The 16,168-nt window shown below is 70.9% G+C and carries 14 protein-coding genes; 5 read left to right on the forward strand and 9 right to left on the reverse strand.

Annotated features, from left to right (window positions below):
• Window position 1 precedes the first annotated feature (1 nt).
• Both ACX114_RS32090 and ACX114_RS32095 read left to right on the forward strand, forming a co-directional pair.
• Window positions 2-1,348, forward strand: a complete 1,347-nt coding sequence (locus ACX114_RS32090; RefSeq protein WP_459290895.1) for an alpha/beta fold hydrolase — start codon at window positions 2-4, stop codon at window positions 1,346-1,348.
• The gene (locus ACX114_RS32095) at window positions 1,345-3,858 is read left to right on the forward strand and encodes an amino acid kinase family protein (protein ID WP_459290897.1); all 2,514 of its coding nucleotides are present in this window, start codon (window positions 1,345-1,347) and stop codon (window positions 3,856-3,858) included. The genes ACX114_RS32090 and ACX114_RS32095 overlap by 4 nt, the downstream gene beginning before the upstream one ends.
• A gap of 3 nt (window positions 3,859-3,861) precedes the next feature.
• On the opposite strand, the gene ACX114_RS32100 is transcribed toward ACX114_RS32095, so the two are convergent.
• Both ACX114_RS32100 and ACX114_RS32105 read right to left on the reverse strand, forming a co-directional pair.
• Window positions 3,862-4,677 carry a transglycosylase SLT domain-containing protein gene (locus tag ACX114_RS32100; protein WP_459290899.1) on the reverse strand — a complete coding sequence of 272 codons (816 nt, stop codon included), beginning with the start codon at window positions 4,675-4,677 and terminating at the stop codon, window positions 3,862-3,864.
• 200 nt (window positions 4,678-4,877) lie between these two features.
• Entirely contained in the window at window positions 4,878-5,516 is a 639-nt protein-coding gene (locus ACX114_RS32105; protein WP_459290901.1) for a hypothetical protein, read from the reverse strand.
• Window positions 5,517-5,563: 47 nt separating this feature from the next.
• Here ACX114_RS32105 and ACX114_RS32110 point away from each other — a divergent pair, with 47 nt between their 5' ends.
• Both ACX114_RS32110 and ACX114_RS32115 read left to right on the forward strand, forming a co-directional pair.
• The gene (locus ACX114_RS32110) at window positions 5,564-5,839 is read left to right on the forward strand and encodes a hypothetical protein (protein WP_459290903.1); all 276 of its coding nucleotides are present in this window, start codon (window positions 5,564-5,566) and stop codon (window positions 5,837-5,839) included.
• On the forward strand, window positions 5,823-6,116 hold the full coding sequence (locus tag ACX114_RS32115) for a DUF6289 family protein (RefSeq protein WP_459290905.1): 294 nt from the start codon (window positions 5,823-5,825) through the stop codon (window positions 6,114-6,116). The genes ACX114_RS32110 and ACX114_RS32115 overlap by 17 nt, the downstream gene beginning before the upstream one ends.
• 4 nt (window positions 6,117-6,120) lie before the next feature.
• Here the strand turns inward: ACX114_RS32115 and ACX114_RS32120 are convergent, their stop codons facing one another.
• The 6 genes from ACX114_RS32120 to ACX114_RS32145 all read right to left on the reverse strand — a co-directional run bounded on the left by ACX114_RS32120 (window position 6,121) and on the right by ACX114_RS32145 (window position 13,492).
• Window positions 6,121-7,041, reverse strand: coding sequence for an MBL fold metallo-hydrolase (locus ACX114_RS32120; RefSeq protein WP_459290907.1), 921 nt, complete (start codon window positions 7,039-7,041; stop codon window positions 6,121-6,123).
• 70 nt (window positions 7,042-7,111) lie between these two features.
• On the reverse strand, window positions 7,112-8,203 hold the full coding sequence (locus ACX114_RS32125) for a potassium channel family protein (RefSeq protein ID WP_459290909.1): 1,092 nt from the start codon (window positions 8,201-8,203) through the stop codon (window positions 7,112-7,114).
• A 12-nt stretch (window positions 8,204-8,215) separates the two neighbouring features.
• Complete coding sequence (gene tatC / locus ACX114_RS32130; RefSeq protein WP_459290911.1) at window positions 8,216-9,421, reverse strand: twin-arginine translocase subunit TatC; 1,206 nt, start codon at window positions 9,419-9,421, stop codon at window positions 8,216-8,218.
• 39 nt (window positions 9,422-9,460) lie between these two features.
• Window positions 9,461-9,946 carry a Sec-independent protein translocase protein TatB gene (tatB, locus tag ACX114_RS32135; RefSeq protein WP_459290913.1) on the reverse strand — a complete coding sequence of 162 codons (486 nt, stop codon included), beginning with the start codon at window positions 9,944-9,946 and terminating at the stop codon, window positions 9,461-9,463.
• A gap of 153 nt (window positions 9,947-10,099) precedes the next feature.
• Entirely contained in the window at window positions 10,100-11,401 is a 1,302-nt protein-coding gene (locus ACX114_RS32140; protein WP_459290915.1) for an MFS transporter, read from the reverse strand.
• A gap of 30 nt (window positions 11,402-11,431) precedes the next feature.
• Window positions 11,432-13,492, reverse strand: a complete 2,061-nt coding sequence (locus ACX114_RS32145; RefSeq protein WP_459290917.1) for a methyl-accepting chemotaxis protein — start codon at window positions 13,490-13,492, stop codon at window positions 11,432-11,434.
• 109 nt (window positions 13,493-13,601) lie between these two features.
• Between ACX114_RS32145 and ACX114_RS32150 the strand changes: the two genes are divergently transcribed.
• Window positions 13,602-14,630 carry a histone deacetylase family protein gene (locus tag ACX114_RS32150; RefSeq protein ID WP_459290919.1) on the forward strand — a complete coding sequence of 343 codons (1,029 nt, stop codon included), beginning with the start codon at window positions 13,602-13,604 and terminating at the stop codon, window positions 14,628-14,630.
• On the opposite strand, the gene ACX114_RS32155 is transcribed toward ACX114_RS32150, so the two are convergent.
• On the reverse strand, window positions 14,602-16,140 hold the full coding sequence (locus tag ACX114_RS32155) for an FAD-dependent oxidoreductase (protein ID WP_459290921.1): 1,539 nt from the start codon (window positions 16,138-16,140) through the stop codon (window positions 14,602-14,604). The two genes, ACX114_RS32150 and ACX114_RS32155, sit on opposite strands and share 29 nt — an antisense overlap.
• Window positions 16,141-16,168 lie beyond the last annotated feature (28 nt).

Below are 16,168 nucleotides of genomic sequence, written 5' to 3' on the forward strand. Positions count from 1 at the left end.
CATGCGACCCGTGAGGCCTGGCCAGGAAATCCCCCCACGCGCGGAGACCCCGCGCGTCTTCGACCTGTCGCTGCCGGACCTGCCGCTGGAGGCCGGCGCCCGCGTGGCACCCCACCTCGTGCGCGGCTGGTGGTGGGGGCCCCCGGAGGACCTCGCGTGGTTGCAGTCCCGTGCGCGCGTGCAGTCCGAGGAAGCGGCGCGCGAAGGCCGGCTGCGCGTGGTGAGGAGGACCGCCTCCGAGCTGCGCGACGCTGCCTCCGAGCTGCGCGACGCGCGCCGCATCGGTCCTCGCCGCACGCCGGACCCGGTGCCCACCGTGCTGCTGGTGCACGCGCTCACCGGGGACATGAACGCCGGAGGAGAAGGCGGCTGGTGGGCCCCCGTCATCGGGCATGGCCGGCCGTTGGACCCTTCGCGCGTGCGGCTGTTGTGCTTCAACAACCTGGGCTCCTGCTACGGCACCTCCGGCCCCGCGGACGAGGGCTTCCCGCAGCGCACCGACGACACGCGCTTCGGCCCGGCGCCGGTGCTGCCCAAGGGCGACCTGCGCCTGGATGAGCGGAGCCTGCCCGCGACCCTCACGCCGTGGGACCAGGCGCGCTCCATCCTCGCGGCGCTGGACGCGCTGGGCGTGGATGAGGTGGCGCTCGTCACCGGCGGCTCGCTGGGCGGCATGGTGGTGCTGTGCCTGGCGGCGCTCGCGCCGGAGCGCTTCCAGCGCATGGTGCCCATCGCGACGGCGGAGGCCGCGTCCGCGTGGGCGGTGGGCTGGAACCACGTGGCCCGGCAGGTCATCCTGCTCGATCCCGATTACCCCGAATCCCCCCGGCGAGGCCTGGAGCTGGCGCGCCAGTTGGCGACGCTCACCTATCGCGCGGAGGCCGGACTGGAGGCGCTCCAGCCGCGTCCACAGGCGTGGTCGTCACGCGCGCTGTACCCGGTGGAGAGCTACCTGGAGTACCAGGGCGCGAAGCTGGAGGCGCGCTTCGACGCGCGGTCCTACCTGGCGCTCCTGGGCGCCATGGACCACCACGACCTCACGCGCGTGCCCACGCCAAACGGCGGCCCCGGCGTGGACCGCATCCGCGCGAGCACGCTCACCATCGGCATCGACCGGGACGCGCTCTTTCCGCCCGAGCACATGAAGAACCTGTCCCGCCGCCTGCGCGCGCAGGGACTGCATGCCGAGTACGCGGCCCTGTGCAGCGTGCACGGCCACGACGGCTTCCTCATCGAATGGGACGCGCTCGCGCCCCTGCTGGTCCGCGCGCTGGCCCTGCCCCCGGGCGTGGGCCGCGACGCCCGCCTTTCCTCCACTGCCGGCGTCCGCGCCCGGAAGACCTCATGACCGCCCCTGTGAGCATCACCCGTTACGCTCCGTTCCTGCTCGACACCGCCCAGGGACTCGCGTCCGTGGCCACGCACCTGTCTCGCCGCGACGCGGGCAACACGCGCGCCGCCATCGTGTCGTCACCGCCCTGGCTCGTGGAGGGGCTGGAGTCGGCGCTCTCCATCGCGTTGAAGGGCAACTCCACGCTGGCCCGGCAGGAGCTGGACGGCCTGCTCGCGCGGGGACTGTTGATGCTGGAGGAGGCCGAGCGCCGGTTGGGTGCGCCCCCGGGCTCCACGTCGGTGGAGACGGATGGCACGCGCAGCCTGGCTTCACTGCTGGAGCCGGCGCGACGCGCGCTGGATGGCGCGAGCCTGGTGCGTGAACGGCGGCCCGCGCTGGAGGACGTGGTGCGCGGCACCGGCGAGCGGCTGACGGCGGCGCTGCTGGCGAAGCTGCTGGGTGCGCGCGGCATCCCTTCGCTGGAGGTGGACGCGGCGGACTGGACGGTGACAGAGGGCGAGCCCGGACAGGCGCGCGTGAATCGCGAGCACACCCGCGCCCGGGTGGCCACGCTGCGGCCTTCGTGGGAGGGCCGGCTGACGGTGCACGCGGGTGGCCGGGGCGCTGCCTTGGATGGCCGCTCCACGACGCTGGGCGTGGAGGGCGCGGATGAGACGGCGGCGGTGCTGTCCGTGCTGTTGGGCACGCCGCTGACGCTGTGGACGGACGTGCCCGGGGTGATGACCGCGGATCCGCTGCACGTCGCGGATGCGCGGCCGGTGCCGCACCTGAGCTACACGGAGGCGCTGGAGCTGGTGTACCTGGGCCTGCCCACGCTGCACCCTCGCGCGCTGTCCACGCTGCGCGACGCGGACATCCCGCTGCGCGTGCGCCACCTGCAACAGCCCGACGAACCCGGCACGCTCATCGACGTGCGCGGCGCGGGCAACGGCAGCGTGCCCACGTGCGTGGTGTCCCTGGAGGACCTGGCGCTGCTGGGCCTGGAGGGAGGCACGGAGGAAGCGGCGCGGCCGGTGGGGCCTCGTGCGTTGCAGGCGCTGGAGGCCGCGGGCATCGACGCGTGGATGGCGGCGCAGTCGTCGCCGGGGCGCTCGGTGGCGGTGGTGTTGCGCAGGGCGCACGCGGCCCGCGCGGAAGCAGTGCTGCGGCGCGAGCTGGCGCCAGAGCTGGAGCGGGGCGCGTTGCAGCCGCCTCAGGTGCGCGCGCCGGTGACGCAGGTGGCGCTGGTGGCGGAGGCCATGGGCCAGGGCGCCAACGTGGCGGGACGGCTGTTCCAGCCGCTGGGCGCGCTGGGCGTCAACGTGCGCGCCATCGCGCAGACGGCGAGCGCCCGCTCCATCTCGTTCATCGTGGACGGGGCGGAGACGGCGCTGACCGTGCGCACGGTGCACGCGGCCTTCCACTTCGCGCATGAAGAGGTGAGCCTGCTGGTGCTGGGCCATGGCGTTGTGGGAAGCCAACTGCTGGAGCAACTGCGCACGTTGCAGGAGACGCTGGCGCAGGGACACGGCATCCAGCTCAATCTGGTGGGGCTCGCGGACAGCCGGCGGGTGCTCTTCTCGCCGGAGGGCATCCCGCTCAAGCAGTGGCGCGAGCGCATCCAGTCCGTGCCCGAGGGCGCGTCACCGCCCGTGGTGCGCGCGCTGCTGGAGCCGCTGCGCCGCCTGCCCGTGCCGGTGCTGGTGGACTGCACCGCGGCGGAGGGCATGGAGGAGCTGTACCTGGAGGCGTTCAAGAGCGGCATCCACGTGGTGGCTGCGAACAAGAAGCCGCTGACCCAGCCGCTCGAGGTCTGGGAGCGGCTGCGGAGCACGGCGCACCTGAACCACCGCGCGTACCACTACGAGACGACGGTGGGCGCGGGGCTCCCGGTCATCCAGACGCTGAAGGACCTGGTGCGCACGGGAGACCGGGTGCATGGCGTGGAGGGTTCCTTCTCCGGAACGCTCGGCTACCTGAGCCAGCAGTTGATGGAGGGTGTGCCGCTGTCGAAAGCAGTGCGCACGGCGCGCGAGAAGGGCTTCACGGAGCCGCACCCTCGCGAGGACCTGGCCGGCACGGACGCCGCGCGCAAGGCGCTCATCCTCGCGCGGGAGCAGGGATTGAACCTGACGCTGGAGGACGTGGAGGTGGAGCCGTTCGTGCCTCGCGAGTACCTGGAGGAGGCGGACGTGGATCGCTTCCTCGCGGGGCTGGAGAAGCTGGACCGGACGTTCACCTCGCGCATCGAGGGGCTGCGCGCGGAGGGCAAGGTGCTGCGCTACCTGGCGCGCATCGACCCGGCGGCGAAGGACGGGCCGGTGCTGCGCGTGGGTCCGGTGGCCGTGCCGAAGGAGCATCCGGCGACGCGGCTGCGCGGCTCGGAGGCGTTCGTGGCCTTCTCCACGGAGCGCTACGCGGACTACCCGCTGCTGGTCCAGGGCGCGGGAGCAGGCGGCCCTGTCACGGCGGCGGGCGTCCTCGCGGACATCCTGAAGATCGCCCAGAACCTGCGGGGGCGGTGAGGCTCAGTAGCCGACGTAGCCGCTGCCGCTGTTCATCGCCTGGATGCCCGGCGTGTTCGACACGGAGCCGTAGCGGTCCACGGAGTAGCGAACGGCCGCGATGATGTTGTCCACCGGGTTGCGGATGTTGTCGTGGCCCGGGAGCTTGTACGCGTCGAACGTCGGCTGGATGGTCTGCATCAGGCCGATGGACGGGTGGCCATCCTTGGCGTTCTGGTCCCAGAGGTTGATGGCGTTCGGGTTCCCGCTGGACTCGTGCTGGATGATCTTCGCGATGTCCTGCGGGTTCATCTTCTCCACCGGGACGCCATTGGCCTTGAGGATGTCCATGGCCTGCTTGATCCAATCGCCCACCTCGCCCTGCGGGACGTCGCCCGTGGCGCCGGCCGACTGGGTGGAGCCCGCCGACTGGGTGGAGCCGGCCTGGAACGAATCACCCGCGCCCGGCGCGCCGCCCGTGCTGGACGCACCGTCGACGCTGGGAACGCCACACCTGCTGGGCGCACCGGACACGCCCGACGGAGCCTGGGCTCCATCAACGCCGCCCGCGGAGGCAGCGGCGCCACCCATCTGGGTCTGGAGCAGCTGGACGAGCTGCTGCAGCTGCTTCACCACGTCCTCGAGCCCCTCCGCGAACTGCTTCCACTGCGCGCCCTTCGCGGGACCCGCGCTGAAGCCGTCCTGCTGGAACGGGGACACCGAGCCCGCGCCCGGCTTCGGGCAGTGGGCGCCCTGCACGCGACCACCGGATACGGTGTCGAGGTCCTGCGAGGGGAGGCGGAAGGAAGCGATGCGGGCGGAACCGGGCGCGGGGACCATGGGGATTTCCTCGAGAACTTGAGTACGTCTGACGAGGAACACCTACAGCAGGGGACATGCCAACCCATGGGCTGACACCTGCCCGAGGCCAAGTGCTTGATGTCCTTGGAAACGCGCGAGGCGCGGTGGGACGAGCCGGGGCCCGTCCCTGGTGACTGGAGTCACCGCTCGCCAACAGCAGTCACCAGCCGCGCCGCGCCCTACTTCGTGCGCCGGGCCTTCTTCGCGGCCACGGCCTTCTTCTTCACCGGCGCGGCCTTCTTCACGGCCCGGGGCTGCTTCGTGGCCGCGGCCTTCCTGGTGCCTCGCGCGGGGCCCTGCTTCTTCAGCGCGGCGGCGCCCTGCTTCGCGAGGCCCGCCTCCAACGCGGGAGGCTTCTTCGCGCCCTTCTTCCCCGCGGGCTCGCGCTTCGGAGCCCCTTCGCGGGTCACCTCCACGGTCCTCCCGGAGAAGGCGCTCCAGCTCTCCAGTGCACGCGTCCAGCGCGCCAGCAGCTCTTCACGAACCCCCGCGTCCGGCAGCCCCTCCGCGTGCAACGCCACGGTGACGCCATGCACCGACGGCAACACGCGAAGCTGCACGGTGCGAGCACGCGGCCACCCGTCGCGCTCCAGGCGCAAGCGCAGCTGCTTGGGCGGGACCTGACGCACGACCTTGATGCGCGTCCCATCCGCGAGCACGACCTGCGCGCCTTCCGTCAGCGCCTGGGCGCAGGCGCCCACCCAGCGGACCAGTCCCGACGCCTCACCCCAGGCGGCCCAGGCCATCTCCGAGCCCACCGCGAACGAGCGCCGCACCCCTGCTTGATAGCTGCCATCCGCGACCCGACCTGTCGACATAGACGCCCCTTGTTACTTAATCTTGTTTTCCCAATCTGGGAGGAACGATGCGACATCTTCTGACGGGCCTGCTGTGCACGGGAACCCTGCTGCTCGGCGCATGTGGTGGTGGCGAAGCCGAAGCCCTCGGCGAACCCAACCTGGAGACCTCGGAGCAGGCCGCGTCCCCCTGCCGCCCGAGCCAGTACACCCGCGTCACCTACTTCAGCGACAGCACGAAGACGGTGGAGGTGGGCCACCTCATCTGTAGCTGCACCGGCACCACGACCACCTACGGCCAGACCACGACCTTCACGAGCGTGTCCTATGCACTCTGCAAGTAACCCCATCAAGTTCGCGCTGCTGGCGGGCGCCCTGCTGTTGGCCTCGTGTGGCGGTGACCCGGCGCAAGACGCCGTCGCGACGGACGTCGGGACGGCCGAGCAGGCCATCCTCCCGCAGTGCCGCGTGGGCCAGAATACGCGCATCTTCTTCTACAGCGACGCCGCGAGGACGAACCAGGTGGGCCAGCGCGTCTGCCCCTGCACCGGCCCCGTCATCACCACCGGACAGGTGACCTCCATCTGGAGCCTCTCCGCGGTGCCCTGCAACTTCGAGTAGGCCCTCAGGGAGCGGCAACCCGCGCCTGCCGCTCCCACTCCGCCGGCAAGCCGATGTTGAGGAACACCGGGAAGCGCAGACCCGGGTACGCCGCCTCGATGCGCTCGCGGATGTGCTGTGCCGCCACATCCGTGAAGGGCCCCTGGGGATGCTCCGCGGCGACCTCCGCGATGACGCGCTCCAGGTACTGCCGCTCGCTCACGAGCAACCCCGCGTCTCCCGACGGCCCCCGCCCCGGATGCACCCACTTCGGGCGCAGCGCCTTCAACTCCTCCAGCCGCTGGAGCCACGCCTCCGTGCGCCCGATCTCCAGCCAGCTGTGCGCATCGTTCGCCACCAGGTCGCCGGGGAACACGTGCCCGTCGAACTCCACCACCACGTGCGCCTCGCTGCACCCCGCGCCCAGCACGTGCGCCTTCACCGTCACGCCACCGGCGCTCAGCTCCGTCGTCTTGCTCCCGAAGCTGTCCGGCAGCGGCAGCGCCGCCGGATAGTCCGGCGCGTACCGGGCGGCGAATGCCCGCGTGCGCTTCTCGTGGATGGCCGGGATGGACGCGCGCACCTGCTCGCTCGTCACCACGCGGATGCCGCGCTTGCGCAACACGTCCGTGCCGTTGAACTTGTCCGGGTTGGCGTGCAGCACGATGGCCAGCTCCGCCTTCTTGCCCGTCACCGCCTCCGCCCAGGTGACGAACTCCTCCGCCGCGGACGGCAGGAACTGTGTGTCCACCAGGATGAGCCCCGTGGGCCCTTCAATCCAATACGACGACGTACTGAAGCCCCACGGCGAGGACACATAGGTGCCCACCCGCGCGTCCGCGTGCGAGGCCAGCGTCACCTGCGCCCCCTTCGGACGCGGAGGGGAGGACGCACAGCCCACGGACAGGACGGCCAGCAGGGACAGGACGACGGCGGAACGATGCAAGACGGCCTCCGGAAGAAAGCGCGCCCTGCCTAATCGCCCGCCGTCCCGCTCGCAAGCCGGAGCGGGAAGCTCACCCCGTGGGGCGGTAGCCCGGCATGAGGAAGTTGTCGTGGTCCGCGTACGCCGGCGCGTCCGCCTCACCGGTGAAGGCGCGCAGGGCGCAGTACTCCGGATAGGACGCCTGGATGGTGATCTGATCCCCCGCCTGGAGGACCACGTCACCGTTCGGATGCAGCGTCTCCTCGTCGCCCCGGATGAGCGACAGGGCCAGCCCGCCGAAGCGGTCGCGCACCTGGGAGATGTTCATCCCCGGCAGCCCCTCCCGCACCACGAACAGCGACACCACCATCAGGTGCTTGCCGATGCGGAACGAGTGGATGAGCCGGGGGTCCAACGCCGCCAGCGCCATGGCGGGCGCGGCCAGCGAGGAGCTGGACAGGGCCTCCGCCTTGAACGTGTCGCGCACCTTCGCGCCCAGGTCGTCGTCGAACAGGCGGATGACCACGCGGATGCCGGGGTTCAGCCGCCGCGCGTCCAGCGCGATGTTCAGGTTCGCCAGGTCGTCGTCCGTGGCGCAGACGATGGCGGACGCCTTCTTCACGTTCGTGCGCGGCAGGCACAGCGGACTGCGCGTGTCGTCGATGAGCAGCGGGATGTTCTCGTCGCGCAGCGCGGACACGAACGTCGCGTCCTCGCGCTTCTCCACCACGACGACGTCCTTGCCCATCTCCCGCAGCTGCGTCACCACGCGGTAGCCCACGCGTCCCGCGCCGCACACCACGACGTGGCCCTTCATCGTTTCGGACACCACGGAGACCCACTCCTTGTCGTTCTTGTGCCGCGCGAAGAAGAGGTACGCGAAGCGCACCACGCCATCCACCACCAGCGCGATGCTGACCGGCGGGATGAGGATGTTGAGCGCCTCCACGAACCAGTCGCTCACGTAGGGCAGCGACGGCTGGCCGAAGAGCAGGAAGTAGACGTGGTGCAGCGCCTCTCCGTAGGAGATGCGGTCCCCGTCCGGCCCCACATAGCGCCAGTGGTAAAGCGCCGGCCCCACCCCGAAGATGACCGCCGCCAGCAGCAACGTGCTGCGGAACCTCCGCGACAGCGCGCGCAGGTACCGCAGGTCCACCATCAGGCGCGCGGCAGGGCTCTTCATGCGCGCGGGAGTCTACGCCGCCGGGGTGATGTCCGTGGAGGCTTCCGCCTTCGCACGGCGCTTCTCGATGAGCCACACCGCCAGCACGCCCAGCTCGTAGCAGAGCAGCATGGGCCCGGCCATGAGCGACAGGTTCACCACGTCACCCGTGGGCGTCAGAATCGCCGCCGCGATGAGGCACACCACGAACGCGTGGCGCTGGTAGCGGATGAGGAAGCTCGACTGCACCACCCCGACGATGCCCAAGAGCGCCATCACCAGCGGCAGCTCGAAGATGACGCCGAAGGCGAGGATGAGCAGCAGCACCAGCGACAGCTGCTCGTTCATGGTCAGCATGGGCCGCGTCCAGCGCGCGGCCTCCGATTCGGCGTGGCCCTTGGCCAGCTCCTTCTGGAGCCGCCACAGGCCGGACATCTCCTCGGCGCGCGTGGGCGCCACGCCCGCGAGCAGGCTGGCCGCCTGGTCCATGGCCGCCTCCGCCGCGACGTAGTCCTGCTTGCCGAAGGCCGTCACCGCCTCCACGCGCTTCTCCACCGCCTGGCGCAGCACGCCGCGCGCGGGGACGCCCAGCCCGTCCGCGGCGGCGTCCAAGAGGTCGCCCAGGCCCTTGAGGCGCGCGGTGAGCTCCACGCTCTTCGCGGTCGCCACCTCCGGGTCCTTCACCTGGCCTTCACCGGCGGCCGTCAGCGCGGCGCTGGTCTCCTTGGCCACGTGGCCGGCGCGCTCCACTTCGCCAATGCGCAGGAAGCGCAGCGCGTCCTCGCCCCCCATGCGCGCGGTGTCCATGCGCTGCTCCAGGGCGAGCGTCTCCTCCTCGTTGAGGAGGAACTTGAACATGGAGGGCAGCACCAGGAAGTAGCAGAACAGCGAGCCCACGATGAACGCGACGGAGCCCAGCACCACGAAGGGCGACGCGTACTTGCGCTCCTCCGGGTAGAGCCCGGGCGCCACGAAGCCCCAGATCTGCCAGAGGATGACGGGCGTGGTGAGGAAGATGCCGCAGTACACGCCCACCTTCATCAGCACGTTGATTTCTTCGATGCCGGATGTGTAGACGAGCGAGCGCCCTTCCGGGGGCAGCGCGTCCAGCACCGGCCGCATCAACACGCCGAAGATGGGCTTGGCGAAGATGAGCGACACGGCGCCCAGCACGAGCACCGCGAGCGAACACTTCACGAGCCGCGTGCGCAGCTCCGTGAGGTGCTCGGACAGGCTCATCCGGAAATCCGACAGGTCAACCCCTTGGCGATTCAGGGCTCAGCTCCGTTTCGGCGCGTTGCGCGCCACCGTGCCCGGGATGGGGGCGAGTTGCGGAAGGCCATTCTCGTCCTGCGCCGGCGCGGCACCCGGCTGTGCCGCGGCCTGCGCGTCGGCGGCGGGAGCATCCGGGGCGGCCTCGGAGGGAGCGGGCACGTTCGCGGGGTCCACCGTCGCGGTGAGCGCGGGGGCGGGCTCGGCGAGCACGTTGGCGGGGGCGGCCCCGGGGATGGAGGACGCGGCGAGCTCCGGCGGCGGGGACGGCACGCGCGTGCCAGGGCGCGTCGGGGGGACCTCGCTGTTGAAGTCCTGGTCCATCGCGTAGAACTCGCGCTCCACCACGTTGCGCACGTCGTCCGTCTGCCGGCGGAACTCGCGCATGAACTTGCCGATGGCCCGCGCCAGCTCAGGCAGCCGCTGGGGGCCGAGCACGATCAGCGCGGCCACCAGGATGAACACCATTTCGCCTGCGCCGATGTTGAACATGGGTGGTCGTCTTCCCCTTGGAGGGAACGTCCCGGGGTTATCGCGCCCACAGGCGGCCCGCGCAACCGTCAGCGACCGTCCAGCGTCCGTCTGGCCTCGTGTCCGGGAGGCGGGCGGCCGGGCTCCTCCCGCCCGCTGGGGCACATTGCCCCATCAGCCGTGGGAGTGGGCCTCCGGTGACAGCGGCGCGGCCATCCCCTGCGCCGGGGGGACCGCCAGGGCCCGGGCCTGCTCACGCGAGCGCACCCGCCCCTCCACCACCCGCAACATGACGGGCACCCCCACCGCCAGCCCGATGGACACCCAGGCGATGGTGTCCATGCCGCCGAGCGTCCCGTCCGGCAGGTCCACCAGCAGGCGCGAGGACAGGAAGGCCCCCAGCGCGGAGGCCATGTGCTGGGTGGCGGACTGCAGCGACATGAAGCGGGCGCGCACCGGGTTGTCCGGCACGCGTGAGGTGAGCGTGTTGTACGCCACGTTGCGCACGCCCATGGCCAGCATGAAGGCCATGAACAGCACGGGGATGGGCATCCACGCGGGGTAGTGGATGAAGCCCACGTACGTGGTGATTGCCGCCAGCACCACGCCCACCGTGCCGATGCGGAAGGAGCCGAAGCGGTCCACCAGCGGCCCCGTCAGCCGCAGCGTGAAGAAGCTCACCACGCCGCCCGCGGCGTAGATGATCCACAGGCTCTCGCGCGGGTAGCCCAGGTTCTGCTGGAGGTAGGCGGAGATGTTGGGGATGACGATGAAGCCGCTCATCATCACCAGCGCCGTCATCAGGTAGGACAGCTGGACGTCGGTGTTGCCCAGGAGCTCGCCCACGCCCGGGGCCCGGGAGGCGCTGCCGCCGGGCTTGAGGTGCCCGCGCACGGGTGGCAGGAGCCACAGCGCGGCCAGCACCAGCACCAGCCCCAGCGCCGCCACCACGAAGAAGGGCGTGCGCCAGGTGCCCAGCTCCGCGACCTTCAGGGCCAGGGGCACGCCCAGCACGGAGGCCACGGAGAAGGACGCCATCACCGCGCCCAGCGCCCGGCCCCGGCGCTCCACCGGGATGAGGTCCGCGATGATGGACAGGGACAGCGCCGTCGCCGGTCCGCCGAAGAGCCCCGCCAATACCCGCGCCAGCAAGAGCGTGGACAGCCCCACCGCGAACCCGCCCGCCGCGGTGGCCGCGACGAGCCCCAGCATGCACACGGCCAGCGCCTTGCGCCGGTCGAAGCGGTCCAGGAAGTAGCCGCCCAGGAGCCCCGCCACGCTCGCGGCGGCGGTGTAGCTGCCGCCAATGGTCCCGATGTGCGAGGACTCGATGCCCAGCCCCTTCGCGAAGTCCGGGCCCAGCGGCATCACCATCACGAAGTCGAGGATGTTGACGAACTGCACCGCGCCGATGAGCAGCACCACGGCGCGCTCGGATACGGGACGGGAGGTGGCGGACTCGGACGACTCGGGCATGGAGGCCTTCAGCGGGGAACGGCGGGTGCGTCAGACACGGAAGCGGCGCACCTCGGCGCGGAGGATTTCGGCCTGGCGCGTGAGGTTGTCGATGGCCTCCTCCAGTTGGCGCACCGAGCGCGTCTGGTGCTCGGACACGCCCTTGATGGTCTCCACGGCCTTGAGCACCTGCTCGCTGCCCTTGGTCTGCTCCTTCTGGGCGCGGTTCAGGTGGGTGACCATCTCGTTGATGCTTTCGATGGAGCGGGTGATCTGCTTGCTGCCGTGCGCCTGCTCCTGGCTGGAGCGCTGCACGTGCTGGGTGAGCGTCTTCATCCGCTCCGCGCTCTTCATGATCTGCTCGCCACCCCGGGCCTGCTCGTTGGAGGCCTGGGAGATCATCGACACGGTGGCGGAGATGCGGTGGATGGCGGCCGTCACCTGCTTGCTGCCGCGCGCCTGCTCCACGGTGGCGCGGGCAATGGCCTTCACCATCTGCGTGGACTTCTGGGTGCTGTCGTTGATCTTCCGCAGGGCGCCTTCCGCCTCGCGGCCCAGCTGCACGCCCTCCTCCACGCTCTTGACGCCCTGGTTCATCACCACCACGGCGTTGCGGCTCTCCTCCTGCACACCGCGGATGAGCTCGGCGATCTCCTTGGTGGACGCGCCGGTGCGCTCGGCCAGGTCCTTGATCTCCTCGGCCACCACCGCGAAGCCCTTGCCGTGCTCGCCGGCCTGAGCGGCGATGATGGCGGCGTTGAGGGCCAGCAGGTTCGTCTGCTCCGCCACGTCGTCGATGACGTTGAGGATGTTGCCAATCTCGCTGATGCGCCGGCCCAGGCTGTCGATGACGCCTGCGGCGGTGCGGCTGGTGTCCTTGATGCGGTCGATGCCGGAGAGCGTCTTGCGCAGGGCCTCCACGCCCGTCTGCGCGTCCTCGAAGACCTGCTCGGACAGGCGGGCCGTCTCGTTGGCGTTGGCGTCGACCTGACCGATGGCGGCGTCCATCTGGCTGATGGCGGAGGAGGTGTCCTCCGTGGACGCGGAGAGGTCCTCGATGTTCTTGGCCACCTCCTTGATGGAGTACGTCATCTGCTCGATGGCGCTGGTGGTCTCCTCCACGCTGGCGGCCATGGCCTGGACGTTCTCCGCCACCTCGTCGTTGGTGGCGGCCATCTCCATGATGGAGGAGCTGCTCTCCTCCGCGCTCTGGTAGAGGACCTCCACGTTCTCCGCGATGCCGCGCAAGCTGGCCATCATCTCCACCATGGAGGAGGACGTCTCCTCCACGCGCGACTGCACGGTGCCCGCGCCGGAGGACACGGTGGTGCCGGTGCGGTGGATCTGCTCGATGACGCCGGCCACCACGTCGGACACGCCGCGCACGCGGCCCAGCGTGTCGCGCCAGGACTGGGCCATGCGGTTGAGGGCCTCCGCCAGCTGGCCCAGCTCGTCCTTGTTGTTGCGCACCTCCGCGCGGCCAGTGAGGTCGGCCTCCGCCAGCTTGCGCGCCATGGACATCATCGCGTCCAGCGGGTGGAGGATGAACGCGCGCGAGATGAGGAACGCCACCAGGAGGAAGAGCACCAGGCCCACGAGGAAGGCCAGCAGCACCGTGTGGCGCAGGGCGGTGAGCACGCCCTCCAGCCGGGCCGCGTCCACCACCACGACGACCTCACCGGGCACGCCGCCCGCGAGCGTCACCGGTTTGGTCACCGCCCAGTTGCCGCCTTCGAAGTCCATCTGATCCAGCGGCGGGAGCGGGCGCTGCTGGAGACGTTTCTCCAGGTCCTGGGTGAACCAGGAGGGCGCTGTCGCCGGGGAGGTGGCGCGGGGCACGCCCTGGGCGTCGAGCACCGCCACGACGCTGAAGTCGTCGTCCCGCAGGCGCTCTCCCAGGTTGGGGACCGGCTGGGTGTCCGCCTGCTTCTCGACCAGCGCGACCACCTCCTCGGCCTTGTTCTGGGCGTGCAGGACCATGCGCTCCCTCAGGTGGTTGCCCACCTGGCGGGGAACGACGAAGTAGAGCGTCCCGAGGATGACGGCCAGTGCGAGGCCGAACGAACCCAGGAGGATGCCCCGGAGACCGGGTTTCTTGAGGCGACGTTGCAAGGCCCGCGCACTGTAGGGAGGGTGGCCCACCCAGGGCAAGGAACGGACCACCCCGACCGCCAGGGACGGACGCTGGGTTCCCGGGAGCAGGATGCGTAAGGTCTAGGAGATGACCGCGACGCTGCTGCTCACCGACCCGCTCTTCCTCCAGCACGACGCCGGCGAGGGCCACCCCGAGTCGCCCGCCCGCTTGCGGCGCATCCTCCAGATGCTGGCGCGAAACCCCATCGCGGGCACGGTGATGACCCATCCCCGCTCCGCCACGGACGCGGAGATCCTGGCGGTGCACACCCCAGCGCACCTGGAAGCGATGGAGAAGCTGGGCGGCCGCTTCGAGCGCATCGACGAGGACACGGCGGTGTCGCCGGACAGCATCGACGCGGCGCGGGTCGCGGCGGGCGCGGCGGTGCAGGCCGTGGAGCAGGTGATGGCGGGGCACGTGAGGAACGCGTTCGCGCTGGTGCGTCCACCCGGCCACCACGCGGAGCCGGACCGGGCGATGGGCTTCTGCCTCTACAACAACGTCGCCATCGCGGCGGAGGCAGGACGGCGGCTGGGAGCCGAGCGCGTGCTGGTGCTGGACTGGGACGTGCACCACGGCAACGGCACCCAGGCCGCGTTCTGGGGCCGCAGGGACGTGCTCTACCAGTCGGTGCACCAGTTCCCCTACTACCCGGGCAGCGGCGCGGCGCCGGAGGTGGGGCGCGGAGAGGGCCAGGGCTACACGGTCAACTGCGGCCTGCCGGGCGGCAACACGGACGCGGACTACGGGATGATCTTCGAGGAGCTGCTGCTCCCCGTGGCGCAGGCGTACCGGCCGGACCTGGTGCTGGTGTCCGCGGGGTTCGACCCGCACCGCGCGGATCCGATTGGCGGCATGGACCTCACCGAGCGCGGCTTCGCGGCGATGTGCACCGCCGTGCGCAAGCTGGCGGAGGAGGTCTCCGGCGGGAAGCTGGCACTGGTGCTGGAGGGCGGCTATTCGCTGGAGGGGCTGTCGAACTCCGTGCACGCCTGCATCGAAGTGCTGGCAGGGCGCGATGACAGCTTCGCGTCCGGCAACGTGAACGCGGACGCAAGGCAGGCACTGTCGACGAGCCGCGAGGCGCTCAAGCCGTTCTGGGCCAGCGTGCGCTGAAGCGGCCGCTCAGCGTGGCCTCGAGCACCTGCTCCGCGTCCTGGACGGGCCCACTCCACCGCGCGGCCACCATGCCATCCGGGCGCACGAGGCAGGCACCTCCCTCCCCTACTCCATACGCGTGCTGCCAGCCGTGGACCTCGTGAACCCGCAGCAGGGGCATGCGCTCCGCGAGTCTCCGGCTCGCAGCGCTCCACGCTTCGTTTCCAGTCAGCAGGACGAAGCCGTTGCCGAAGAGGTCCAGCGTTGACTTGCCGCCCTCCAGCCATACGTGCGGCGCGCGCGTGCTGGGTTCGCCCGAGGGGACGAACGTCTTCGGCAGCGGAGGGCCGTCTCCGTAGCGGTAGCCCAGGGTGATTGCGTCCTCGTCGACGAACTCCGCGTCCGCCGGAAGTGCCTGCTTCGCCATCCGCAGCGCGAGCAGCGCGGCCTGGTTCGCGGTGGCGGCGGCCACGGGCCTTCGCTCGGCGTCGTAGGTCTCCAGCAGCGCGGGGCCCGCGTGACCGTTCAACACCGCGGCCAGCTTCCACGCGAGGTTCGCCGCGTCGTGGATGCCGGTGTTGGCGCCAAAGCCTCCCGTGGGCGGCATCTGGTGCGCCGCGTCTCCGGCCAGGAAGACACGGCCTGAACCGAAACGCTCCGCGACGCGCTCCGCGGCCTCCCACACGAAGGTCCCGTGCAACGTGGGCTCGAGGTCCGCGATGCCAGTGACGGTGCGCAGCCGCTCCGTCCACCGGGCCTCCGTGAAGTCCTCGGCCTTCTCCCGGGACACGTCGATCCGCGTCGCGTGGATCCACCGGTCCTTCACGTCCGTGGCCGCGATGACGCCGCCCACCTCCGGATGCGTGATGACCGCGAAGGCCAGCGGCACCTCTCGCTGCACGGGTGAGAGGTCCGCGTCGAAGAGTGTGGAGATGTTGTGGCCAAAGGAGCCCCGGCCGCGCAGCGCGATGCCCAGCGCCTCGCGTACCGGGCTGCGCACGCCATCCGCGCCAACGAGGTACGCCGCCTCCACGGTGGACACCGTCCCCGACTCGCGGTCGAGCACCGTGGCCCGTACGCCCCGCGCATCCTGCGTGAAGCCCGTCAGCTCATGCCGGAAGCGCACCTCCACGCCCTGGCTCCGCGCGGCCTTCAGGAGGATGGGCTCCAGCCGGTCCTGTCCCAGGAAGACGTACGGGCACGGGCTGACATCCGTCCGCTGCGTGGACACCGTCCGCGTCTTCCACGAATGCACCGGCCCCGCGAGCGTGGCGGCCACCAGCTCTCCCACGACCGTGCCCGCGGGAACGGACCCGGCCCGCTCCACCTCCTCCCTCGCGCACGTGGACCGCAACAACTCCACGGTGCGCGCATGGAAGCCCCGTGCGCGGGGATGGAGCGAGGTGCCCGCGTGCTTCTCGATGACCAGCGAGCGCACGCCCTGATGGGCGAGGAACAACGCCGTCGAGAGGCCCACGAGGCCCCCTCCGACGATGAGCACCTGCATCTGCGAGGACCGGGCTTGCATGCCCGGACACATAGGACCGGGCCGAGCA

The sequence above is a fragment of the Corallococcus sp. M7 genome (assembly GCF_054512695.1).